This window comes from Mesobacillus harenae, from assembly GCF_013343715.1.
GTDB classification, from domain to species: domain Bacteria; phylum Bacillota; class Bacilli; order Bacillales; family Cytobacillaceae; genus Mesobacillus_A; species Mesobacillus_A harenae.
In genome coordinates, this window is record NZ_JABUNR010000006.1 from 150,717 (window position 1) to 174,885 (window position 24,169).

At 42.3% G+C, this 24,169-nt stretch carries 23 protein-coding genes; 19 read left to right on the forward strand and 4 right to left on the reverse strand.

From position 1 onward, the window contains the following. Nucleotides 1–56 precede the first annotated feature (56 nt). The 8 genes from HRJ06_RS09315 (at nucleotide 57) to HRJ06_RS09350 (ending at nucleotide 8,586) form a co-directional block, all read left to right on the forward strand. Nucleotides 57–1,379 (forward strand): FAD-binding oxidoreductase, encoded by a 1,323-nt coding sequence (locus HRJ06_RS09315; RefSeq protein WP_174732303.1) that lies wholly within the window; start codon nucleotides 57–59, stop codon nucleotides 1,377–1,379. Next, nucleotides 1,380–2,735, forward strand: coding sequence for a heterodisulfide reductase-related iron-sulfur binding cluster (locus tag HRJ06_RS09320; protein ID WP_174732305.1), 1,356 nt, complete (start codon nucleotides 1,380–1,382; stop codon nucleotides 2,733–2,735). It begins immediately after the preceding gene. Next, nucleotides 2,735–4,198 carry an FAD-linked oxidase C-terminal domain-containing protein gene (locus HRJ06_RS09325; protein ID WP_174732307.1) on the forward strand — a complete coding sequence of 488 codons (1,464 nt, stop codon included), beginning with the start codon at nucleotides 2,735–2,737 and terminating at the stop codon, nucleotides 4,196–4,198. The genes HRJ06_RS09320 and HRJ06_RS09325 overlap by 1 nt, the downstream gene beginning before the upstream one ends. A 73-nt stretch (nucleotides 4,199–4,271) precedes the next feature. After that, nucleotides 4,272–5,051, forward strand: coding sequence for a fumarylacetoacetate hydrolase family protein (locus HRJ06_RS09330; RefSeq protein WP_174732309.1), 780 nt, complete (start codon nucleotides 4,272–4,274; stop codon nucleotides 5,049–5,051). Nucleotides 5,052–5,425: 374 nt separating this feature from the next. Beyond that, nucleotides 5,426–7,213, forward strand: coding sequence for an L-lactate permease (locus tag HRJ06_RS09335; RefSeq protein ID WP_174732311.1), 1,788 nt, complete (start codon nucleotides 5,426–5,428; stop codon nucleotides 7,211–7,213). Nucleotides 7,214–7,430: 217 nt separating this feature from the next. Continuing rightward, on the forward strand, nucleotides 7,431–7,805 hold the full coding sequence (locus tag HRJ06_RS09340; RefSeq protein WP_174732312.1) for a hypothetical protein: 375 nt from the start codon (nucleotides 7,431–7,433) through the stop codon (nucleotides 7,803–7,805). A 23-nt stretch (nucleotides 7,806–7,828) separates the two neighbouring features. Continuing rightward, nucleotides 7,829–8,251 carry an SRPBCC family protein gene (locus tag HRJ06_RS09345; protein WP_174732314.1) on the forward strand — a complete coding sequence of 141 codons (423 nt, stop codon included), beginning with the start codon at nucleotides 7,829–7,831 and terminating at the stop codon, nucleotides 8,249–8,251. Further along, nucleotides 8,251–8,586 (forward strand): ArsR/SmtB family transcription factor, encoded by a 336-nt coding sequence (locus tag HRJ06_RS09350; RefSeq protein ID WP_174732316.1) that lies wholly within the window; start codon nucleotides 8,251–8,253, stop codon nucleotides 8,584–8,586. Before HRJ06_RS09345 ends, HRJ06_RS09350 begins: the two co-directional genes overlap by 1 nt. 60 nt (nucleotides 8,587–8,646) lie before the next feature. Here HRJ06_RS09350 and HRJ06_RS09355 read toward each other — a convergent pair whose 3' ends face one another. Beyond that, a complete protein-coding gene (locus HRJ06_RS09355; RefSeq protein ID WP_174732318.1) occupies nucleotides 8,647–9,492 on the reverse strand; it encodes a manganese catalase in 846 nt (281 codons plus the stop codon). Nucleotides 9,493–9,743: 251 nt separating this feature from the next. Here HRJ06_RS09355 and galE point away from each other — a divergent pair, with 251 nt between their 5' ends. The 3 genes from galE (at nucleotide 9,744) to HRJ06_RS09370 (ending at nucleotide 11,977) form a co-directional block, all read left to right on the forward strand. Then, entirely contained in the window at nucleotides 9,744–10,730 is a 987-nt protein-coding gene (gene galE, locus HRJ06_RS09360) for a UDP-glucose 4-epimerase GalE (protein WP_174732320.1), read from the forward strand. A gap of 483 nt (nucleotides 10,731–11,213) precedes the next feature. Continuing rightward, complete coding sequence (locus HRJ06_RS09365) at nucleotides 11,214–11,459, forward strand: hypothetical protein (protein WP_174732322.1); 246 nt, start codon at nucleotides 11,214–11,216, stop codon at nucleotides 11,457–11,459. A 269-nt stretch (nucleotides 11,460–11,728) separates the two neighbouring features. Then, nucleotides 11,729–11,977 carry a hypothetical protein gene (locus HRJ06_RS09370; RefSeq protein WP_174732324.1) on the forward strand — a complete coding sequence of 83 codons (249 nt, stop codon included), beginning with the start codon at nucleotides 11,729–11,731 and terminating at the stop codon, nucleotides 11,975–11,977. A 165-nt stretch (nucleotides 11,978–12,142) separates the two neighbouring features. On the opposite strand, the gene HRJ06_RS09375 is transcribed toward HRJ06_RS09370, so the two are convergent. The 3 genes from HRJ06_RS09375 to HRJ06_RS09385 all read right to left on the reverse strand — a co-directional run bounded on the left by HRJ06_RS09375 (nucleotide 12,143) and on the right by HRJ06_RS09385 (nucleotide 13,983). After that, the gene (locus tag HRJ06_RS09375; RefSeq protein ID WP_174732326.1) at nucleotides 12,143–12,976 is read right to left on the reverse strand and encodes a hypothetical protein; all 834 of its coding nucleotides are present in this window, start codon (nucleotides 12,974–12,976) and stop codon (nucleotides 12,143–12,145) included. Between the two features lie 90 nt (nucleotides 12,977–13,066). Then, entirely contained in the window at nucleotides 13,067–13,528 is a 462-nt protein-coding gene (locus tag HRJ06_RS09380; RefSeq protein WP_174732328.1) for a hypothetical protein, read from the reverse strand. A gap of 38 nt (nucleotides 13,529–13,566) precedes the next feature. Continuing rightward, entirely contained in the window at nucleotides 13,567–13,983 is a 417-nt protein-coding gene (locus HRJ06_RS09385; RefSeq protein ID WP_174732330.1) for a hypothetical protein, read from the reverse strand. Nucleotides 13,984–14,166: 183 nt separating this feature from the next. Between HRJ06_RS09385 and HRJ06_RS09390 the strand changes: the two genes are divergently transcribed. The 8 genes from HRJ06_RS09390 to HRJ06_RS09425 all read left to right on the forward strand — a co-directional run bounded on the left by HRJ06_RS09390 (nucleotide 14,167) and on the right by HRJ06_RS09425 (nucleotide 24,113). Then, nucleotides 14,167–14,934, forward strand: coding sequence for a hypothetical protein (locus tag HRJ06_RS09390; RefSeq protein ID WP_174732332.1), 768 nt, complete (start codon nucleotides 14,167–14,169; stop codon nucleotides 14,932–14,934). Nucleotides 14,935–14,972: 38 nt separating this feature from the next. Next, nucleotides 14,973–15,437, forward strand: coding sequence for a hypothetical protein (locus HRJ06_RS23195; protein WP_242035182.1), 465 nt, complete (start codon nucleotides 14,973–14,975; stop codon nucleotides 15,435–15,437). 30 nt (nucleotides 15,438–15,467) lie between these two features. Beyond that, nucleotides 15,468–15,755: a hypothetical protein gene (locus tag HRJ06_RS09400; protein WP_174732334.1), complete on the forward strand. Its 288-nt coding sequence runs from the start codon at nucleotides 15,468–15,470 to the stop codon at nucleotides 15,753–15,755. A 22-nt stretch (nucleotides 15,756–15,777) separates the two neighbouring features. Further along, complete coding sequence (locus HRJ06_RS09405) at nucleotides 15,778–19,422, forward strand: multicopper oxidase domain-containing protein (RefSeq protein WP_174732337.1); 3,645 nt, start codon at nucleotides 15,778–15,780, stop codon at nucleotides 19,420–19,422. A 42-nt stretch (nucleotides 19,423–19,464) separates the two neighbouring features. After that, nucleotides 19,465–20,373: a hypothetical protein gene (locus tag HRJ06_RS09410; protein ID WP_174732339.1), complete on the forward strand. Its 909-nt coding sequence runs from the start codon at nucleotides 19,465–19,467 to the stop codon at nucleotides 20,371–20,373. 322 nt (nucleotides 20,374–20,695) lie between these two features. Then, the gene (locus HRJ06_RS09415; protein ID WP_174732341.1) at nucleotides 20,696–20,917 is read left to right on the forward strand and encodes a hypothetical protein; all 222 of its coding nucleotides are present in this window, start codon (nucleotides 20,696–20,698) and stop codon (nucleotides 20,915–20,917) included. 642 nt (nucleotides 20,918–21,559) lie between these two features. After that, nucleotides 21,560–22,177: an SCO family protein gene (locus tag HRJ06_RS09420; RefSeq protein ID WP_174732368.1), complete on the forward strand. Its 618-nt coding sequence runs from the start codon at nucleotides 21,560–21,562 to the stop codon at nucleotides 22,175–22,177. A gap of 181 nt (nucleotides 22,178–22,358) precedes the next feature. After that, on the forward strand, nucleotides 22,359–24,113 hold the full coding sequence (locus tag HRJ06_RS09425) for a DEAD/DEAH box helicase (RefSeq protein WP_422392723.1): 1,755 nt from the start codon (nucleotides 22,359–22,361) through the stop codon (nucleotides 24,111–24,113). Nucleotides 24,114–24,169 lie beyond the last annotated feature (56 nt).

Here is a 24,169-nt window from a genome sequence, read left to right on the forward strand (position 1 = left end):
TTTACAAATTACTAGAAACGTTGTTTGTTATTGCTAAACAATAGGAGGTGTTCGTTTTGATTACAGCAGAATCAATGAATGAATTAAAAGAGTTTATCAGAGAAGACTTGGTTATGGCAGGAGAAAACGAGGCCCATCCCTTTGGGAACTCTGGCCATGCAGTCGTTTATCCTGAATCGGAGGAAGATATATCTGCCATATTGAAATATGCCAATACAAAAGGCTTAACAATTACTGTTATGGGTGGCGGTACAAAAAGGGGATATGGCGGCCTAACTGAAACGACCGATATTCTCCTTTCTCTTGAAAGACACAGAGGGATTGTCGAGCATACTCCCGGTGATATGACGCTAACTGTAAAGGCAGGAACACCTTTTAAGGAACTCCAGGACTACTTGGCAAAGCATAAGCAGAAGATATCTCTCGATCCGTTCTGGCCTGAACAGGCGACCATAGGCGGAATTATTGCAGCAAATGAAAGCGGACCCAAACGGCTGGGATATGGATCGGCACGTGATGCCGTTATTGGATTAAGGACCGTTTATCCTGATGGAAAGGTAATTCGTTCAGGGGGAAAAGTTGTAAAAAATGTCGCCGGTTATGATATGAATAAGCTTTTTATCGGCAGCATGGGGACGCTGGGTGTTGTTTCTGAGGTCACCGTAAAATTACGGCCGCTTCCTAAGTGTGAGAGCCTGGTACTCGTATCTTTCCCCGAAGGACACCAGGACAAAATCCAACCCTTCGCTGTAAAAGTACTGGATTCCATGATCGAACCGGTTTCGCTGGAACTTCTAAATCCAACCTTGGCTGACAGACTTACCGGGCAAAAAAACTACACACTGGTACTGAGTTTTGAGGATGTGGAAAGCTCAGTCCAATATCAGGAGAATTTCATAAAAAACATTCTTCCTGAAGGTACTGAATTGAAAATAGTCTCTAAAGAAGAGGCAGATGTGTTCTGGAAAAAGTTTTACCATCATATCCCAAACGGAGCAGCAGAGATTACGTCAGAAACAGAGGCTTCATTGAAGGTTGGGTCCGTCAACCTTAAGGTATTGCAAATTTTAAAAAATTCGGAGCTGCTTCAGGATCAGTTTAATGTTTCAGTTGAAGCCCACGGAGGCTTGGGTCATGGGCTGAGCCAGATACATATTAGAGGCGCAGGCAAGGATGTAGCTGCTGCAGTTACAGAAGCAAGAGAGATCGCAGAAAAAGAGGGCGGGTATGCGGTTCTAAAGCACCTCCCATTTAAACTTAGAAAAGAAGTTGATGTATGGGGAAAAAGCCCATCGTATTTCTTCCTTCTTCAGGGGATTAAAGCAACAGTAGATCCGAAAAAAACATTGAACCCAAACCGGTTTGTAGGAGGGATATAAGTGAGCGTCCAAGAACATGACTTAAAGCAGGATCCGCCATGTACAACAAGCCTGGGAAACTATCTTTGGAGCGATCCGCCTGATGAAAATAAATGGGCTGACTGTGTCCATTGTGGAATGTGCTTGGAATCCTGTCCTACTTATGAGCAGACAGGGCAGGAACAGCACTCGCCGCGAGGACGTGTTCATCTGATCAAATCTGTTGCTGAAGGTAAGCTTCAGGTCAACGAGCAATTCATCGATCCAGTTTTTCAATGCCTTGATTGCCGAGCCTGTACAACCGCATGTCCGGCAGATGTTGATGTAGGAGGTTTAATAGAGGAAGCGAGAGGGCAAATACGGCAGGCAATGCCTTTAACAGGCTTGAAGGGGGCAGTAAGCAAACTATTCCTTCATGATTTATTCCCTCATCAAAATCGCTTGAATACTGTTGGAAGCCTATTGAAATTTTACCAAAAAAGCGGGATGCAAAAGGTAGTCCGGAAGACAAAGCTGCTCAATATTATGCCACAGCACCTAGCGGATATGGAAGCCATCATGCCTGAGGTAAAAAGTCCTGTTAAAAAGAAGTACAAAGACGTAAAAGTAATTAAGTCTAAAGGAGAAACAAAGCGAGAAGTAGCTATGCTGACCGGTTGTATCATGGATGTTATGTTCAGTGACATAAATGAATCGACAATAAATGTGTTAACCCGAAATGGGAATGATGTCGTTATTCCGCAAAATCAGACATGCTGCGGGGCCCTTCATGTTCACGCTGGTGACCGTGATATGGGACGAAAGCTGGCAAAACAAAATATGGAGGCATTCGAGGATTTCGATAAAATTATCGTCAATGCTGCAGGCTGCGGATGCATGATGAAGGAGTACGCCGAACTTTTCAAGGAAGATCGGGAAATGCACGCTAAAGCGGAAAAATTCTCTGAAAAGGTAGAGGATATTTCGAAACATCTCCATGATACTGGCTATGAAAAACCAAAAACTGAAATGAAAACGAAAATCACTTACCATGATGCCTGCCATCTTGCGCATGGGCAGGGAATTCGCCAGCAGCCCCGCGACATCCTGTTAAATATACCGGGAGTCGACATGGTTTCGATGCCTAATTCAGACCGCTGCTGCGGAAGTGCAGGCATTTATAATATAACCAATCCTGAGATGGCGAATGCCGTTCTTGAAAGCAAAATGGAAAATGTCCCTGATGATGTCGAAATGATATCAATGGGCAATCCAGGCTGCATGCTGCAAATGGCGATGGGTGTCCAAAAATACGGCCGCAATCAAAAGATTGTTCATACTGTACAGCTTCTAGATTGGGCTTATCAAAAGGAAGATGGCGTGAAGGAGGGAGTGTAATGAAGGTAAAGGTAAAGGATCTTAAAACAAAGGATAAACATATTAAAAATTTGGCTGCAATTGTTGGCGGTGCAAGATCTATTCTTTATCAAGAAACAGATTTACTTGCCTATGACTGCGACGGTTTTACCATTCATAAGCATTTACCCAAAGCAGTTGTTTTTCCGAAAAACACACAGGAAGTAGCCGAGATTGTAAAATATTGCTCTAAAAATGAACTTCCCTTTCTTGCTAGGGGAGCCGGAACAGGTTTGAGCGGTGGTGCCATACCGCTGAACGGAGAAATCATTATTAGTATGGTAAAGATGAAAAAGCTTTTAAGCGTTGATCTTGAAAATAGAAGAGCCGTTGTGGAGCCTGGCTTCGTTAATCTTAAGCTGACTAATTCGATTTCAGATAAAGGGTACTATTACGCACCAGATCCATCGAGTCAATCTTGCTGCACCATCGGTGGTAATGTAGCCGAAAATGCTGGTGGCGCCCATTGTCTAAAGTACGGAGTCACCACTAATCATATCCTTGGGCTGGAAGTTGTGATGCCAAATGGGGAAATCATTGAAATCGGCCAGGATGGAATTCCTGATGCACCAGGATATGATTTGCTAGGACTTATTACAGGCTCTGAAGGTACATTGGGAATCGTGACAAAGATAACCGTCCGCATTTTAAAAAATCCGGAAGGAAAACAAACTGTCCTTGCCTACTTTGACAGTGTGGAGGATGGGAGCCAGGCAGTTTCCGATATTATATCAGCAGGTATCGTTCCGGCAGCTCTTGAGATGATGGATAAAATAGCCATTGAAGGGGTAGAATCAGCAGCCTTTCCAGTTGGCCACCCAAAGGATATCGAAGCTGTTCTGCTTATCGAAGTCGACGGGATCGCTGCTGGGATAAATGAACAGATCGAACAGATTCTCGAAGTATGCCGAAGCAGGAATGTCCGTGAAGTTCGCGCCGCTAAAAATGAAGCGGAAAGAGCAAGGTGGTGGGCCAACCGAAAGACTGGCTTTGGCGCTATGGGAGCTATCTCTCCCGATTATCTCGTACAAGATGGGGTAATTCCCAGAAGTAAACTTCCAGAAGTGCTGCGGAAAATCAATCAAATCAGCGTAGAATCCGGATTAAGAATTGCAAATATTTTTCATGCAGGCGATGGCAATTTGCATCCCCTTGTGCTTTTTGATTCCAGGGTCTCTGGGGAATCAGAGAAAGCGCTAGAAGCAGGAAGCCTGTGCCTAAAAGCATGCGCTGATGTGGGCGGAACGATAACAGGCGAACACGGAGTAGGAATTGAAAAAAGAGAAGAAATGCGGTTTGTTTTTACTGAAGAAGAGATTGCTGCTCAAACAGAAATTAGGGAAGTCTTTAATCCTGATAATCTGCTTAATGCAGGGAAGCTTTTCCCATCACCGAGCCGTTGTGTTGAAATAAAACAAGAAATGAAAACCCAGGCCATTTCCTAATAAAAGCGGGCAGCCGCCTCTAAGTTGATGCGGCTGCCCCATTAAATTGTAAAAGTGAAAGGAGTTTAAATAAATGAAATTTACTAGATTTGAAGTGAACTCAACTATACATACAGGGGTTATTGAGGAAGAAAAAATAAGAGAAATCAGAGGCGGTCTCTTTGGAGATTGGGAGTATACTGGACAGTCTTTCTCAAAAAATGAAGTAAAGCAGCTGGCACCGCTTGTTCCTAACCAAATTATCGGCATTGGAGCGAACTATGTAACGGCAGCTTCCGATTTGCCTGAGACTTTGCCTGAAATACCAGTATTCTTTTTCAAGCCGGTTTCCTCTGTTATTGGCCCGGAAGACAACATTGTCATTCCTAATGGGATTGAACAAATAAAGTTCGAATCAGAGCTTGCTGTCATAATCGGAAAAGAAGCAAAGAATGTTTCTGAATCCGATGTGCTTGATTATGTTTTTGGCTATACAGTGGGAAATGACGTAACTGCTCCACAATTTTTCCATAACGACGGCCACTGGACTGTCGGTAAAGCATTTGATACTTTTACACCGCTGGGTCCGGTTATTGAAACAGAACTTGATCCTTTTCTTGTAAATGTTGAAGCAAAGTTAAATGGTGCAGAGAAGCAGAACAGCAGCACTGAATTAATGATCGTTCCGATCCGCAAAATGATATCCTATCTGACAAACGTTATGACTTTAAAGCCTGGTGATGTTATCCTTACAGGCAGCCCAGCCGGAGCAGAAATGGTCCATTCAGGTGATGTTATTGAATGCGAAATTAAAGAGATCGGAACACTCCGCAATACGTTTACAGCTTCGCGTGTAGATGTAAAAACGGTCTAAAACCTTAGGAGACGAATAGGTCAGCTTCAGGTCTTGAAGTAAGAAAAAAGCACTTTCAAAATTCCAGGATAAGGGCTTTAAACCTTTAACCTGTTTGGTCCTCAACGTGTAAATCTATTTGCACGAATGTCAATGGTATCGAGAGAATTTCAGTTTGCCCGGTATTTCTTTAACCATGGTTATACCGGGTAATTTACCCCCAGAAAACCCTTCTAAATTTTCCGAATATTGTTGTTATTATAAAAAAGGACTATATAATATTATTAGACCGAAGCATTGTGGCATAACAAATCAATGTTCGTTATCCACCAATGGTCTGATGTCTGTAACAAAATGCCTTGTTTGTTTTTACAAAACTAAAGGGGGAAATGTTTATGGGTACAGGAATGCTAGCTTTCTTATCGCTTTTACCAATTATTGTTGTTGCAGTGTTCTTAGTTGGTATGAGATGGCCTGCCAGTAAGGCAATGCCGATTTCATATGTCGTTGCAGTTGTTTTGGCATTATTTGTGTGGAAAGTCCCAGGTGCTAATGTCGCTGCTGCTTCGGTCAACGGGCTTGTTGTCGCAGGAACTCTTTTATTCATTATTTTCGGTGCAATCTTACTGCTTAATACTTTGCAGGAAAGCGGCGGCATTAAAACAATTCGCCAAGGGTTCACTGATATTTCAGGAGACCGCCGCATTCAGGTTATCATAATTGCATGGCTTTTTGGTTCCTTTATTGAAGGCTCTGCAGGCTTTGGCACACCAGCGGCAGTAGCTGTTCCTTTACTAGTTGGCTTAGGATTCCCTGCTATGGCAGCTGTTGTTGCCGGTATGGTCATCCAGAGTACACCCGTTTCATTTGGTGCAGTTGGTACGCCTATGCTTGTTGGTGTGCAAAGCGGTTTAGCTGCTGACCCGAACATAACAAACAATTTTCTGGCATTGACTACATTAATTGGTGGTAAAGTAGCCATTCTCCATTTGATTGCTGGCACACTTGTTCCTTTATTCGTTGTAGCCCTTATGACAAGATACTTCGGCAAAAACAAGTCTTTCTCCGAAGGTATCAAAGTTTGGAAGTTCGCTTTGTTTGCAGCTTTCTCTATGACGATTCCTTATGTAATTGTGGCGAACGTTCTAGGACCAGAATTCCCGTCCATGGTTGGCGGCCTTGTCGGCCTTGCAATCGTTGTTTTTGCAGCAAAGAAAGGATTCTTAATGCCTCCAAAAGAGCAGGAATGGGATTTTGAGGAGAAAAGTAAATGGGACCCAGACTGGATCGGTTCTCTTGAAATTAAGGATGTTGCCCATAAAAGCGGAAGCATGAGCATGGTCCGTGCATGGTCTCCTTATATTTTAATTGGATTATTCCTTGTTTTGACAAGATTGAAAGCGCTTCCTATAGTAGATTGGCTTCAAGCAGTTGTACTCAAATGGGAGAACATATTTGGTTCAACCATTACAGCAAGCTTTCAGCCACTCTATTCACCAGGAACTATTTTTATAGTTGTATCCGTGATTACTTTCTTTATTCACGGAATGAACAGCAGCGGATACAAACGGGCCTGGTCACAATCAGGAAAAACGATGTTAGCCGCCTCAACAGCCCTTATATTTACTGTTCCAATGGTGCAAGTGTTCTTAAATACAGGTGGTGGAGCAGCTGGTTTTGAAAGAATGCCGATTGAACTTGCAAACGGTGTTGCAGCTTTGGCAGGAGAATACTGGCCGTTTTTCTCAACTTTCATTGGGGGAATCGGAGCCTTTATTGCTGGAAGTAATACAGTTAGTAACATGATGTTTGCCTTGTTCCAATATGATGTTGGATCACAAATTGGCGTAGATGCTACTTGGATTGTTGCCCTGCAGGCAGTAGGCGGAGCAGCCGGCAACATGATCTGTGTCCATAACGTAGTAGCAGCATCAGCAGTTGTAGGACTTGTCGGAAAAGAAGGCGCCGTTATTCGTAAGACTTTATTCCCGTTCTTCTATTACGCACTTTTATCTGGCTCTGTTGGATACTCGATTGTATGGTATTCACAGAAAGGCATATTCAACCTCGGTTCCTTCATTGCCGTAGGTATTGCAGTTGCCGCCGTTTATATTATCGCTACAAACAACAGACGTTCCAACATGATCCTCCCACCACCAATAAACGTTAAAACAGCTAAGTAAATGTTACAAACAAGCCAGCTTGCTATGTGTAAGCTGGCTTGTTTTATGGGTTCGTGCTGAGGACGCAGTTGTCCTTAGGTAAAGGTAGTGGCTTCCGACTATTAAAGAGCCTAAATTTGACAGAAAGATTGCAGCACCTTGACGTCATTGATATGCTAGTTTAAGATTACAATGCGAAACCAATTGGTTTCATATAAAGGAAAGAAGGGCTGCATTAATGGATGAATTGCTAAAAAAATTGCGATACAAGGCTGGTCCAGCGGTTGTTTTAAATGCACCGAAAGAATACAAGCTAGGAATTGAATCTGAAGAGGAGTTAACAGAATACGAGTTTGTTCAAGTTTTTGTACATAATAGTGAGGACGTTGCTAGATGGCTGCCAACGGCTCTGCCGCTGCTGACAGATAATGCCGTGTTTTGGATTACATACCCAAAGAAAAGTTCAAAAGTAAAGACGGATATTAATCGTGACGTTTTATGGAAAATGGTTGAAGAGGCGAGCTCCTACAGAGCTGTTTCCAATGTGGCTGTTGATGAAATATGGTCAGCAGTCCGCTTCAGACAAAAGGACAAAGTAAAGACAAAAAAGTAAATAATCCAGAGGAGATAGATATAATGGAAAAGAACGAGCAGCTAACTGATATTATTAAAAAAGTAATTTTTAATGCTCCAATCCAAAAGGTGTGGGAAGCCGTTGCCACTGCTGAAGGAATTGCGGCTTGGTTTATGCCAAATGATTTTGAGCCAATTGAAGGCCATGATTTTCATCTTAACTCGGGACAATTTGGGATGTCACCATGCAAGGTCACAATGGTCGAGCCTCCCAACCGTCTTTCATTCAACTGGGGGAAGGATTGGACTATTACATTTGAGCTAAAAGAATTAGAAGGTAAAACTGAATTCACCTTAACTCATTCTGGCTGGGATATTGATAAGGTTACTGAGTTTGGAGCTCCACATTCAGCCGTCAGAGATAACATGAACAATGGCTGGACAGGCCTGGTAAACAAATCCCTGCGAGAACATGTAGAAGCATAATGCCGTCTAGTCAGGCATCACATGACGTTTTTCAAGCTATCGCGGATCCAACCAGACGACAGCTGTTAAAACTTCTGAGTGAGAAAGAAATGTCTGTGACTGCTATTAGCGGGCATTTTCCAATAAGCAGAACGGCCGTTTCTAAGCATCTCCGATTACTTTCAGAAACAGGACTTGTCAAAGTGAGGAAAGCGGGCCGAGAGACAAGATATATTTTAAATGCTACCCCGTTAAAGGAACTGCAGGATTGGCTGCAATTTTTTGAACTTTATTGGGACAACAAGTTATCTGCTCTGCAGCATCTTGTAGAGGGCGATTCAGACGACTATACTTAATAATCTTACAGAAAAAAGGTGTCCATTAATGGGCACCTTTTTCGATTCTTATTTCTTCACTTATACATTTTTAGGTGCAGGTGGCATTTTCTCAGGAATTGTATTGTGAACATTCAATGGAGCAAGGTTTAGGGCAGGTATTTGTCCCATTGCCTCTGGATTTGAAATGTATTCGAATTTTCCGTTGCCATCCATGCTTGGTCCAGATGCCCATCTGCCATCTTGGCTTTCTGTTCCTTTTGAAAAGTTCATAAATGAATGGGAAACTTCTTGCTTCTCATATTCCCTGTTAAATGTATTCGGAACAACAAATCCTTCTTTTTCCTGTAATTCATGTATAGCAGCCATCCATTGATTCTGGTGCATCGTGTCTCTCGCAATTAAAAACGATAGCATGTCTCTTACACCTTTGTCAGTTGTCATTTCATAAAGACGGACGACCTGCAGCCTGCCCTGGGATTCAGCGTTAAGATTGGCTCTAAAATCGGCCAATAAATTTCCGCTTGAAATGGTGTATCTTGCAGTCCACGGATACCCAACACTATCATCAGGTTTTGCACCTAATCCTCCCACAATCGCATGCTGTGGGTTCATTCCTCCCATAACAGCTCCAATAATTGGATCTTTTGCAGCTTCCTCCTGATCTTCCACTGGAGCATTATCTAAAAGCTGGGCAATCATCGTGGTCAGCATCTCAACATGGGCAATTTCCTCGGTTCCGATGTCAAGGAGCATGTCCCGATATTTTTGGTCTCCTCTGCAATTCCAACCCTGGAATAAATATTGCATCATTACTGTAATCTCTCCGAATTGTCCACCTAGTACCTCTTGAAGCTTTTTTGCATAAACGGGATCTGGGCGATCTGGCTTTGCGTTGTATTGCAGTTCTTTAATATGGAAAAACATTTAATCATCAATCCTTTCCATTAGCTCTTATCTAGTGTTTCTTTTAGAACAAAGATATATGTAAATACAATTAAACTCCGCAAAGAGCAATCATATTCTGTTCTTTTTATAGATAGTTCGGTAAGATAAAAACTGAAGTTAGAGGTTTTTCTGATTTTTACAGTTATATATGGTTTTCAGAAGGGTTAAAGAGGTTGTCTGGCGCCATTTTAACTATGCAAAAAGGGAATTGAGGAGAAGGAGTGTAGATTATGGCCGTATTGGTTACAGGCGGTGCTGGTTACATCGGCAGCCATACTGTTTTACATTTAAAAGCGCAGGGAGAAGAGGTTATTGTACTTGATAACCTGGAAAAAGGACATCGGGACGCCTTATTAGATACAACATTTTATAAAGGCGATCTGAGGGACGACCTGCTTTTGGATGAGATTTTCAACACAAATAACATTGATGCTGTGATTCACTTTGCGGCGAATTCTCTCGTCGGAGAAAGTGTGGAAAAACCACTTGAGTACTACGAAAACAATGTAATTGGATCGCACCATCTCATCAAGAAAATGGTTGAGCACGGGATTAATAAAATCGTATTTTCATCAACTGCTGCAACATACGGCAACCCCACCAGAGTCCCGATTCAGGAAGAAGATCCTACGATACCAACCAACCCTTATGGCGATACAAAGCTGGCCATTGAAAAGTTGCTTCAGTGGGCTGATGGAGCATACGGCTTAAAATCAGTGTGTCTCCGCTATTTTAATGCTGCTGGTGCCGATCCTGAAGGCAGAATTGGCGAGGATCACACACCAGAATCTCACTTAATTCCGATTGTCCTGCAGGCTGCACTTGGCCAGCGTGATAACGTTTCAATTTTTGGTGATGATTATCCGACTGAGGACGGAACATGTATCCGTGATTATATTCATGTGCTTGATCTTGCTGCTGCTCATTATCTAGCTTTGAGGAAATTAAATAACACAAGAAAGAGTGGCATATACAATCTGGGAAATGGGACTGGCTTCTCTGTAAAACAAGTGATAGATACTTGCCGCAGGGTGACTGAAAAAACAATCGCTTCAAAAACAGCTCCCCGCCGAGCCGGTGACCCGGCAGTGCTGATTGCTTCATCTTCAAAAGCGCGGGCTGAACTCGGCTGGATCCCGAAATATCCAACTCTAGAGGAGATTATCACTCATGCTTGGAACTGGCATTCAAAGCATCCAGATGGGTATAATGATTAGTTAAAAGTGACGTTTCACCGATAAAAGTTAGTACCAGACCAAATCACATGTGATTTGGTCTTTTAAAATGCTATTTCAAGTAAACTTTGTTGCTATTTAACAAGCAGTCGTTGATTTCCGCTTCCGATGCTGCGATAGTATTTTCGAGGAGTCTCGCATCTACAGCTCCAATCAACTTTGCTTTCACAACTAATGTAAAAAACAACAATCTTTTAGAATAAAGCCTTTAAAAATATGTAAAGCATATTTGAGTTTACCTCTGAAATAACAGTCCTGGTCTCGCTGTCCGAATCAGCCTCACATTCGGACTTGCTCCACTGATTTCATACTCATGCTGTCCGAATCCTCGGAACTCAGACTCTAGCCTGAAGATTGCCCGCTTCTTTTTCGGGATATGTGCGTCTGTCTATACGGATTTCTGTTCTCAAAATATAGTATATAGAGCTGAAAAGAATGGATATCTGAGAAAGGATGATCAACATAGTGAGTAATACAGAGCCTGAGCGAATTAGTGAACTTCTAAAAAAACTTCCGCCAAACTGTCCCGTAGGAATTTTATATGTAAATGGGGCAGAGATGCCCGTAGCCAGCTTTTCAAATTATTCAAACGGTTTAGCCTACTTTGTTAGTTTGGACTCTCAAATCTGCATAGTTAACGGGGATCGTATTGATGGAATCATATTCGGTGTTGCCGAGCCATTTGAAGAGTTTGAAGATGACTTTGAATAATACACCAGTAAAAAAGGTACAGTCCTAACAGAGACCGTGCCTTTTATCGTTGTTTAGTAAATATATTATTTCATCTTTCTAATTCATGTATATATGTCCCAAGTTGATGCATAGCTCAAAGGGCACTTTGGATTTTGTCTTCAAAATGTTAATAAAGACGCCTTTTTTTGTCTAACTTAATAGATTTGTCCAAACGAACAACGACAATATTAATATCATGTACTATCCCTCACAAAAAGGGAAATTCTTTACCAGGAGGTGAAACTATAATGAACCCAGGAAAATATACAATCGAAGATGTAATGAAAAAGCTATCACCTGGACATCCAGTTGCAGGAATGGTGGTAAATGGATTTCTTGCAGAGACAACTACTTTTTCTAATTACTCCAACGGCCTTGCATACTTCATCACTGATGGGCAAGTTGCTGTATATGACTGCTCTAAGGTAGATGGAATGGTGTTCGGTGCTGCGGATGCAGCAGGGGCTGAAGCTGAGGAGGAAGAGGCAGAGGCTTAAAATAAGTAACTAGCGTCCAGCATGTCAGTGTTTACTTTACAATAGGCACGCTGTCACAGCTGCGTTATTTTTTTTTGTCAGCTGATATGTTAACTCATATCAGCTATCTTTATTTTTAGAAACACATAACGGGGAAAAGGGCTCAGTTGCTTTCCCCCTTACCCACTAATCCGCACTTTCGCAACCAGCCGCTTTCATAATAATACCGTCAATTTTTAAACAATTAAAACTTATTACGTTGCCACGGTCCTCAAAATAAACGAGCTGCTGTTCTGGATCATAACTTACAAAAGTGTTCACTGGTATTTGGGCTCCGTCAATTAAAACACAATTAACAGGGTAATGAACAGGCAAGCCTTGAAATAATTCAAGAAACCCTTTTTCCTTTTTTAAAACTAACTCAGAATCAGCTGTTCCTGACTCCTGACATTGCTCGATTAATGAGACCAACTGCTCCTGATTGTCATTTAATCGCTCTGCTATTTGTTGATTTTGGTCCATATTTCCATCTGTTACTGCTGATTCACTAATTTTTCCGGATAAGCTGTCAAGCTGCTTAAGAATAGTTTCATTGAATTCCTTTTGTTCTGCCCATTTATCCTTTTGTTCAGGTGCCTCCGAGTTGCTATGGCTAAGCTGTTCCAAAATTGCTTCATGAGCTGAAATTTGAGCTTCGACTTTTTGAAAGAGATGATCATGGACACTTTCATAGCTGTTAACCGTTGTTATGAATCTTCCATAAATCTCAAGCTCTCTTTTATGAGTCTGGCAAAGCATTTTCCTTAAAGTATTGACGCTTTCTTTAATCTCCTTTACTTCTTGCTTAAGAACCTCTAATTCAGAATCGGCTGATTTAATTTTTTGTTTCTTGGATTCTTCTTTCTGCTCCTGCTGCTTCTTATAGGTATAGGTGCGCTGATTTATTTTTAACAGTTTCTTTATATCGCCCGCATAAATACTGGGAGAAATATTTTTAGAAAAATAGGCGGAATGCTCCATCTGTAATCGACTCTCCTCTGTGCCTTATTGTTTCTATTATATGAAACACAGGCATATGCCGTGAGCATTTTGAAAGTGGATCAAAAAGGGTCAAGCTTTCATTGAAAACAACAAAATGATTGAAGATAAACCCTGAACGACCAAGCTTAACAAAGACATAAACAGAACCATACTTTGTTCTGTCCATAGGCTAGCCGGTAAACCACAAAGGCTCGGATCCAGGGCGACTGCTCCAATCATCGACCCCATCACCCCTCCAATACCTCCATTATAGAAACCTGCTATTAGGGACTGCATGTTTACCATACTTCCAAACAAAATACCAATTCCTATCCCCAAAAACAGGTTAAAGGTGCTAATAAATAAAAACTCATTTGGAAAAAGCAAAAAAAGGTTGAGCCCCGTCACAAGGCTGATGTAAGTACTAGCAGCTAACGTTATGCTAAATGCAAATCTCTCATTAAACAAATAGCGTTTTGTTCCTAGCGAGAAGTAAATCCAGGCGGCGGCGGCAGCATTTGTTATAAGTACGAAAACTAAAAAAGTGAACATAGCCTTCCTCCGGTACATTTATCCTGACATACTGCTTTTCATGACCTATTGGCCGAAGCCAATAAAAGAATAAAACAGCTTGTTATGAAAAGTTCAATGAAAATGATGAATAATGGTCCCTCTGAAGCGGCAGCTCCTACCATAGGAGCCATTAAGCCCATCATAAGGCCATTAATATATCCTGATAAAATCGTTTGATAATCAAACAGAGCACCAAAGAGGGCGCCTGCTATAATTCCAGTCAGCGCGGCAGCTATCGTAACTTCCTTATAATGAAGCGGCAATACATTGATTAATATCACGCCCGTCCCGAGAGCAAGTCCACCACCAGCAGTCATAGCAATATTCATTCCAAGATGGAAGCCGATTCGTTTTCTGCGCGGATAAAGAAAAAAATAAGCAGTACATGCTAGAGCAAGGTTGGCGGCTAAAAACCATACGATCCATTGCGGCATTTTTAATCACCTCATTTATATTTCCTGTAAAAGATCATTTTCCAAAAAGCGGCAACGAGCAGTTATTTAATCCACATTATGCGGTAGATCGGCTAGGTGTTTGCTCAATTTCCAAATTTATATGTCCGTTAGGAAATTTGACTCATATGATATTGAAATGTTCTAAAAAAAGGGGGGGATTGTGTGAAAACAGGCTTGCGTCATCAAGAATATGTTAAAGCGCTTTTGGAAAAAAGGAAGCTGGAAAAACGCAACATTCATCCCATTCACGAAATAGGGGATAGCATTACGTCTCCTCCGAGTGCAGTTAGCTTTGAAGAGAACCGGCTATTGACGGAATATATGGAACAAAAGAACATCCAGCTTTTGTCCAATTCAATGCCGCTTTTAAAAAAACATTTAGTTTTGAAGAAGTTCTTTAAAATGAAGCGCAGCCAAGAGGTGCTTATTTATACGTTGAAAAAAAATGAAGATTTTGCAAAGACTTCTGGCAAAGTGAGTGCGATTGGCCGGGACTTTGTTATGCTGACCAATCTAGTTGAACGAATTTGGATACCTTACGAATCAATAAAGGCCGCAAACATTCCGCCGGGTGTTCCGACGTTTACAAACTCACATCAATACTTCCTCTATGATAATGACTTAAAAAAGAAGCTGCTGAAAAGTTTTGGAAAAACCGTTTCAAAACGGGATGCTTTGATTCAGCAGTTTTACGAGGAGTCGCTTCTAACAAATTTGAATTCTTGGATTGGGCTCTGGGTGCAGGTAAGCACTGCTGATTATGAGGTTATTGGCCGGATTGAAGGAACTTCGAACAAGCATCTGCTCCTATCGAATCAAACTGAAATTCCTTGGGAGGCTGTCAAGCAAATTTCTTCTTTTAGGTTCCTTAAAGGGTGGTACCTTGCCGGAAAAAGTATGGTACAGAAGTGTTTTTCCTCACTTAGTTGATGGCTTTATAAAGTATTAACGAAAGGAAGGTACTTGAAATGAACGAAGATAATAAAATTCAGGACGACCAACAACAGCAAATAGAGAAACTTAAAAAAGAATTTGAAAACAAGTTCGATGATATAAAAGAAGCCACAGAAGACGACCTTGAAGAGATTGAAGAGAAGTTAGAGGAGATTGAAGAAGAGCTCGATGACATCCAAGACGACCTCGAAGATGAAAGTCCTGATGAACTCTTCAGGCAGTTTAATTACTTGTTGGGCAGACAGGTACTGGTTATTACGGAAACACAGCAGTTAAATCTATTTGGGCAAACGTTTCGGCCGATATTTTGCGGGCGGGTTGCAGAAGTAGAGCTTGGCCATATTACCCTTACACCTGTAACGGTAAAGCTGTTGAATGCACCCTTTTATGAATTCCCTACACCAATATCTATTCCATTTGAGAAAATTGCCCATTTCACGCCTGACTTTGATTGTGATACCAGATTTCCGCTTATATAACAGTTCCATAGTAAAGGAGGTTCATCGTATATGGCTCACCGTTCAAATAATGTGAATGCTGCCCATGATAATGCTCTTATTGACCATTTCTTTTTAGGTATAGGGCATAAGGTTTTAGTGTTGTCACCATCCTATCCATTTGTTTTTATTGGGGAAATCTTAGGTGTAGCGGATGATATCGTAGAAATCTTTGTTGAAACCACTCATTTTCCACAATTAGAGAATCGGTCCTGGTTCATTCATATTGATAATATAGAAGTTTTTTATATTGAAAGAGAAGGTGCACCTAAAATTCCTAAATTAAATGATATGTGCTAATCAATCGGAAGGGAGGAACTCCATGTTAAGAAAATATCATATCGTTGCCATTCCTATTAGAATTGTGGTAAATACGTTTGGTGACCACAATCCTAATGGGAGAATTTATGTTTTAAAAGAGAATGAACAGAAGGCAAAAGATCTTGTGAAAAAGAATCCATTTACACCGGTAGATTTAATAGAACCGCTGACAATCCGGGCAAATGAAGGAGATACCGTTGAAATCTTATTTGAAAATCAGCTGAATTTTGCGGCAGGCATGCATTTTCAAGAAATTGATTATAACGTACTTACGTCGGACGGGGCAGATGCAGGCTTTAATCCTGACACAACCGTAAATCCAGGAGAGAAAATAGTATACACTCTTTATGCAACTCGAGAAGGCACCTGTTTCTTCACAGATCTCGGGAATGTTTCTAGCACTGAAGAGGGTTCAAGTGTTCAAGGGTTGTTTGGAGCACTTTTAGTTCAAAAGAGAGGCTCATCCTGGACCGATCCAATAACTGGCAGGCCTTTGAACAGCGGTTTATATGCTGATATCCATCATCCATTTTTGCCCTCATTTAGAGAGTATGCATGGTTTTTCAATGACGAAATGGAAATAAAGGATTTAACAGGCAATAACCCTTTAAACCCGATGACCAACCAGGAGGCTGAGTCTTTTCACGGGGTAAACCTGCGTTATGAGCCAGCAACCAATCGAAAACGTTTGATTGATGAAGGAGTCGTTTGTCCAGATTGTGACGGGGAGGAGGTTCATCATGATTCATGGGTTTTTGGCGACCCTGCTACCCCGATTCTTCGCGGCTACAAAGGAGACCCTGCCATTATTAGGTTAATCCACGCAGGTGTAAAGGAAACCCATGTGTTTCATTATCATGTCCATACCTGGCTCAGTGACCCTTCAAATACACAATCCGAAATCGTTGATGCCCAGTCCATCAGTCCACAGTCCCATTATGATGTCCAGCCGCTTTATGGGCTTGGCAGCCTGCAGGGAGCAATAGGGGATGCGATTATTCACTGTCACTTATATCCCCATTTTGCAGCGGGAATGTGGGGAATTAATCGGGTATTTGATACGCTTCAGGATGGTTCTCAATGTTACCCGAACGGGGAACCGATCGCAGCCCTTCAGCCCCTGCCAGACCGTCCGGAACCGCCAAGGCCAACTCTGGAACGACCTGGTTTCCCTAACTTTATTCCTGGAAAGGTTGGTCTTAAGGCACCTAGGCCGCCGCTCGGTATTGTCGGAGGCAGGGATATGACAGAAATGGAGAGAAATGCAGCAATCCCTAATGCACGACCGGGTGCTGTGTTTGTTGATCCATGCATGGAAGATCCGGCAGTAGTGGAATTTAACGTTTCTGCAATTGAGATGCCGCTTGTCTACAATAAACAGGGCTGGCACGACCCTAAAGGACGTCTTTATGTGTTTGATGAAGAACTGGACGATGTTTTATCTGGTAAAAAAGAGCCGGAACCACTTGTCTTTCATGTTCCGGCAGCCACGTGCATCAGACTGAATCTTACAAACAGGCTCCCACATGTTCTTGATGGTGATGCGTTCCAATTGGTGACCAGGGCCTATGAAGTTGGTTTTCATATTCATTTCGTAAAATTTGACGTACTTGTAACCGACGGAGCCAATGTAGGATGGAATTACGACACGTCAGCTTTACCAGGTGAAACGATACAATACGAATGGTATGCCGATACAGAGCTAAAAGCATTTTTCCTGCATGATCATTTATTTGCAAATGCTCATCAGCAGCATGGTGTTTTCGGTGCAGGGGTGATTCAGCCGCGCTTTTCCCAGTTTTTCGATTCGAGAACAGGGGAGGAAGTGGATCATGGCACACAGGTTACCGTATCCCACCCGCTTATTCCTGATTATCGGGACCTAACCCTTTATGTTCATGATTTTGCCTTGTTGTTCAATAAAGACGGATGCCCGATCCAACCTCCTGAGTATCCTGGGTCAGATGATGATCCTGGTGTTTTCGGCGTCAACTACAAATGTGAACCACTTCAATTCCGGCTTGGGAAAGATTGTGACCCAGCTTATTCATTCAGCTCTTATGTTCATGGAGATCCAGTTACGCCCATTCTGCGTGCCTATGAAGGAGATTCAATCAGAATTCGGCTTTTACAGGGGGCACATGAGGAGTCACACAGTTTTAATGTACATGGCCTTAAATGGAGTCAGGAACGGAAGGATTTGAATTCCGACACTAAAGCCCAGCAGCACATTGGGATTTCGGAGTCCTTTACTTTTGAAATGGAAGTCCCTTACTCTGGTGATTATCTCTGGGCCTTTGAAACGGAAGAAGATGTATGGCTTGGCACCTGGGGCCTGATTAGGGCCTATGACGAACTTGTTGATGATTTAATCGTTCTCCCAGATCGGGCATGTCTGCCGCCACGATCGAAGCCGCTTCCAACAAAGACAGGCAAACCGCCGATTCGCGCCAATCCGCAGGCAAGTTTGCCGCCTTACGCATTTCCTGGTACACCGGTGCGAAAATATGATGTGGTCGCGTTTCAGACACCGATTATCTATAACTCTTATGGAGATCATGATCCGTTTGGAATCGTCTTTGCCCTTGCAGAAGATGTAGAAGATATCCTTTCAGGCAAAAAGAATCCTGAACCATTGGTTTTAAGAGGGAATGTCGGCGACCTCGTTGAAGTCTCGTTAACTAGCATGCTTAAGAAAGAGCTGTTTCCTTATCCTGATGGAATCCACCCATATCCTCCAGTAAAAGAACAAGCTTTTTACCCGCCATCCTTGAGGATCTCCCTGCACACCAATTTACTGGATTATGATGTCAAAACTTCTAGTGGAGAAACTGCCGGATATAACCTTGATCAAACTGTTGGTCCAGGTGAAGTGATTACTTATCGATGGTATGTTGATCAACAGTACGGAACATGTGCAATGTGGGATATGGCAGACTTGCGGAATCACCGGTCCTTTGGTACGTTCGGGGCTTTTATAGCTGAATCGAGATTTACATCTTACCATGATCCTTATTCACTTCAACCGGTAAAAACAGGAACAAATGTTGTTCTTAAGCATCCAACTCTTCCGGATACAAGAGAATTTGTCATGATTATGCATGATGGCGTACGGCTTGAGGATAAAAACGGACAGCTCATCATTGACCCAAAGGATGGTGTCATTCCAGAGGTCGAGGAGCTGGAGGTTGACACCTATGATTACGGGTCAAGAGGCTTTAACTACCGCACAGAACGCCTGATTAACCGCTATCGAGAGCTTCCTGAAATGAGTAAGCTTTTTTCATCCGAGCTTTTCGGAGACCCTGCCACCCCTATTTTTGAAGCTTATCCAGGTGAACCGGTTACGATTCGTTTAACAAATCCTGCAGAACGGAGACGGGCTCATACGTTTCATCTGCATGGCCACGCTTGGAAGTTTGACAGTAAGGATTTGGACTCAATGGTTCAGTCGTTTGTCGGACATCTTGTCGCAGGTCAAACCGAAAATCTGCGGCTATTGGGCGGAGCAGGCAGCACGTATCATTTTCCTGGTGATTATTTATATCGGTCCGGAAATGTCCGATGGGATATCGAACTTGGAATGTGGGGGATTTTTAGAGTCCATGACAAGCTGAAGCCACATTTGCCAAGACTCGAGGATTGACTGCCGGTACGGAGTTTTTTATATAAGAAGGGAGGTGAATGGATGGAGGACGAAAGGAAAAATACTCATAGCGCTCCCGAGAAGGATAACCATTTTTGCATTCCCGAGCAGTGTTGTCCCGAACGAAAGGAAACTCCAATGTATCCTTCGCCAACCTCCTGTCTGCCAGAAGACGAATTGGAGGAACTTGAAAAGAGAATAGCTGAAGCGAACCGGCTGCTTCTAGATTTAGGTCTCTCGGGTGATCTGCCAATTGAAGGACGACGAATTGCTTTAACCGGCTTAATCGGTAAGATGGTCAAAGTTAAACTTAATTGTGACGCTGAAGAAGCTGAAGAACCTGATAATGCAATAGAAATTAGAGAAAATCCAAATGAATCGGAAAAACTCGCGAAGACAGAAGCTCAGGGTTTTTCAAGAAAGAAAAAACGCAAGAAAGTGAGCTTGAATAAAAGAGGAAAAAAAAGACGTACTAAACTAAAGCGAAGCGGAGTACGTTCAGCCGGAAACTCGGCAAAGACTACAAAGAGCACGAATGTATTAGAAGGGAAAGTCCAGCTTGTGGGGCGTGACTTTGTCTTATTATCAGTTGAAGAAAATCACTATGCGATTCCGCTTAAGAAGGTTTCTTCTACCTTATCTTCTAGTCGAATAGAGGAATCTGAAGACGAACCAAGCCTGCTTGATATTGACCCTTGTTTCAGGCGCTCGCTGACTTTTCATTTTGGAGAAACGGTAGCTTCTTCCCCGCATTTAATCAACTTGTTTTATGGATTACCGTTTGCTTTATACCTTCTGACGCTGGAATCCGTAAAGACTATGGTAAAAACAGCAGATGAACTTGTATCAGGAAATGTTAGAGAGGTGTGCAGTAATTCACTATCGCTAACAGATCAAAAGGGAAATGAGCGAGTCATTCCGATCAAAAGCATCTGTTATATTATGAAATAAAACATCCCCCTGATGCAGCAGGGGGATGTTATTTTCTATTTGACCTTCGCATGATTTAATTTTTCTCATCTAGCTCAATCCATTTAATTGTATCAAACGGAATCATTCGGAAGTTTCTAGGTCTGCTTCTTTTTGTTTTCTGTGAGTTGCATGTTCTTATAGTTTTCTTTAATTTAGCTTTTTTAACCAATCTCCGAACTTCAATAAAATCAGAACCTACCATGCATAGCTTAGCGGTAATTATTTTTGAACCTTCACCTGTATGCAGACATATCTTCACTCTGCAATCAAGCAGCTGCCTTAATCTGAATGCCATCCCGCTATGAAGTCCGCCAAGACGAACCAAAAAGTTACTGTCACAATAATGGCGACTATAGAAATGGTGACGGTCTCTGCAACGCTCACAATTGTTATGGGAAGGATGGTGGTCCCTGCAACTCTCATAATGGCGATTGAAGTGGTGATGGTCCCTGCAATGTTTACAGTGGCTATAGGAATAATGGTAATCATTGTTGTAACTATTACGATCGAGGTTGCTGTTTGACTGGAATCCTAAGGAGTGAATAGAGTTCTCTCCCTGCGGATCGGAAAGGCCATAAGAAGAATCCGTGTGAGAGTGGGAAGGATCTGAATCCCTCTTTGAATGTTCAGTTGAAAAATGCAAGGGAAAGTAAGCTTCCAAGTTTCGTCCGCAACTTGAGCACTTGTGGTTATTATAGTGATGTTCATTGTTCATATTTTTCCTCCTTTCCAATTGTTGTTTAGATTCATTAGCTGGGGTTAGCGGCGGCAAGACGGGCGATGTGCAGAATTTTTTTTCTAGGCGGCATAGTGCGCCCCTGAGGGTAGTGAGGGTCACCAGGACAATACTTAATCCCATAAAGCCGTGACTTTTTACAGCAGCATTGTTTTTCATGATAGTAAAAGCAATGACAGCAAGACTCTCCCATTGTATCCCCCCTTTCTATTAACAAGCTATGCTTGTATAAGAAAATCGGTTATACAGCCGCCCGCATTCGAGGAAAATGGGCTTACTCTATAAACTCTTTTCTTTTTTAGGGAAACTGCACCTTTATCGCCGCCCACCATACGATAATATAGGCGATTACGTTTATACAGTCCGATCCTATAGATTCAGATTTTCATTATGTTCCAAATTCGTATCTCTAAAGGGGGAATGATGACAATGGAAACGAAACATTGGCGAAAGGTCCAGCTTTTCTTTTTTAGCTTAATGATTCTCGCATGGGTTATTTTCGGGCTCATCCCAAAATTAAATTCTCCAGAAGGGGAAGGACTTCCTGTTTTAGATCAGGCTGTTCCTTTTATACTTGAGGATGCTTACCAAGAAGCTTATGATTCTAACAATCAAAAAGTGAAGCTTTTAGCTTTCTTCTACACAAATTGTCCTGACATCTGCCCAATGACAATGATGGATTTTGCAAAGCTCCAGGAGGAGTTAAAAGAAAAGCAATTGTTTGGCTCCAAAGTAGAGCTGATAGCGATTACTCTTGACCCGAAGGTTGATACCTCTGAAGTCATAGCTTCTTATGCAAAAAAATTTAAGGCAGATCAACAAGGCTGGAAATTTCTTAGGGGTACACCTGAACAGACAAAAACTATTGCGGACTTTTACCATATGAAATATAAAAAGACAGAGGGAAACTTTATTGCGCACAACACAACCATGTTCCTCATTGACCAAAACAATCAAATCAGGGGATTGTATGATATGGCAAATGCCAAAAACAGTGTTGATACAGCACAAATCATGGAGGCAATTGAAAGGCTCACAAACAAATAAGATGAAGGGATGAACTAAAGCTGGCGGAACCCTCGCTGGCTTATTTTAATGGATGAAATTTTGATAATGGATTACTTTTGATTAAAATTTGCTATTTTTCGTAAAAAAACGCAATAATTAGAAGGTTATTGGGAAAACAAACTACATAAGCAGTAGTTGTAATATGAAAGTAGGGATATTTTTGTCTAATTTTAAATCACTTGGAGTATCTGATGAATTAGTGAACACCTTAAAAAGCCAGGGAATAGATGTACCAACACCTATTCAGGCTCAGGCTATTCCGTTGTTAATGGAAGGAAAAGATATTGTGGCTCAATCGCAAACAGGAACAGGAAAAACATTTGCGTTTGTACTGCCAATTCTTGAAAAAATAGATGCGGGAAATCCGCATATTCAGGCACTAATTGTTACGCCTACAAGGGAACTCGCTTTACAGATTACCAATGAAATAAAGAAGTTAATTGCTGATATGGAGGGTGTGAACATTTTGGCCGTTTATGGGGGCCAGGATGTTGAGAGCCAGCTAAAAAAACTCAAAAAAAATATTCACATCGTCATTGGGACACCTGGCCGTTTGTTAGATCATATTCGCAGAGAAACGGTCGATTTTTCACAAACTTCCTTTCTTGTGCTTGATGAAGCCGATCAGATGCTTCATATAGGTTTTTTGAACGAGGTAGAAGATATAATCGAACAAACGCCTTCGTCGAGGCAGACTTTACTGTTTTCAGCAACGATGCCGGATGAAATTCGCAGATTGGCCCGTCGGCATATGCGTGAGCCTGAAAATATTCAAATCGAGAAAACACAGGCTCCGCTTGCAAATATTAAACAGATTGCCCTCAGTACAATTGACCGCGCCAAGCAGGCAGATTTAATCGACGCTTTAAATGTATACAGGCCGTTTCTGGCGGTTATTTTTTGTCGAACGAAACGCCGAGTCAGTAAGCTTTACGATGCATTAAAAACCGAGGGATTTAATGCAGATGAACTTCATGGGGACCTCTCACAGGCCAAGAGGGAACAGGTAATGAAAAGATTCCGTAATGCGGATATTCAATTTCTGATTGCAACGGATGTTGCTTCAAGAGGGTTAGATGTGGAAGGTGTAACACATGTATTTAACTATGATATGCCAGAGGATACTGAAAGCTATATCCATCGAATCGGAAGAACAGGCCGAGCCGGCAATGAGGGGTTAGCGATTTCTTTTTATACACCAAATGACCGTCAGATGCTTGAGACCATTGAAAAGGAACTAAAATTGCGTATTGAAAAGAAAAACATCGGGAATGCAAGAAAAGCTGATGGTGATGGGGAAGACGGCGGCAGAGGAAGAAGAAAACCTGAACATAAAAACGATTCACGAAAGGGTCGCTCAAAAGGCGGAAATACAACAGCCCGAAGACCAGATCGGGTAAACGGCCAAAGAAACGAATTTGGGGGCAGCCGTGAGGATCGATCGGGAAACAGAAGCCGAGACAAGCGGGGAGATAGAGACGATAACCGCAGTGACAGCAGGCCGGGCAAAGGGGCTGTTGGTGAGAGAAGCCGCAGGGACAGGCAGAGCAGCCGCCCAGGTGAGAGCCGTACGAACGAAAATCGAACGACGTATGGGAATAGAACCAGATCTGAAGGCAATCGCGGTGAGGGACCAGGCCGGTTCACTGGAGGGGGTCGAGGAGACAGGAACGACCGCTCAGATAACAGCCGTACCCATAGAAAGGGAAATCGTAAAGAAATGGGCATCCGCAGCGGAGCCAGCCAAAATGAGGAAAGGCCGGCTCGCGAGCGAAAACCAGAGGATCGGACACGAGGCAGTCAAAAGGGACAGCGTCCTGCAGAGGGCGGTTCACGTGCTCAAAATGAGCGTAGGAGTCCTGGCGCCAGTAGAGGACCAAGAAAGTCTGAAAAAAACAGCCGCGGACCAAAATGATAAAAGTGAATGATTTAAGCTTAGCCTAGAAAAATGAGGCTAGGCTTTTCTTTATT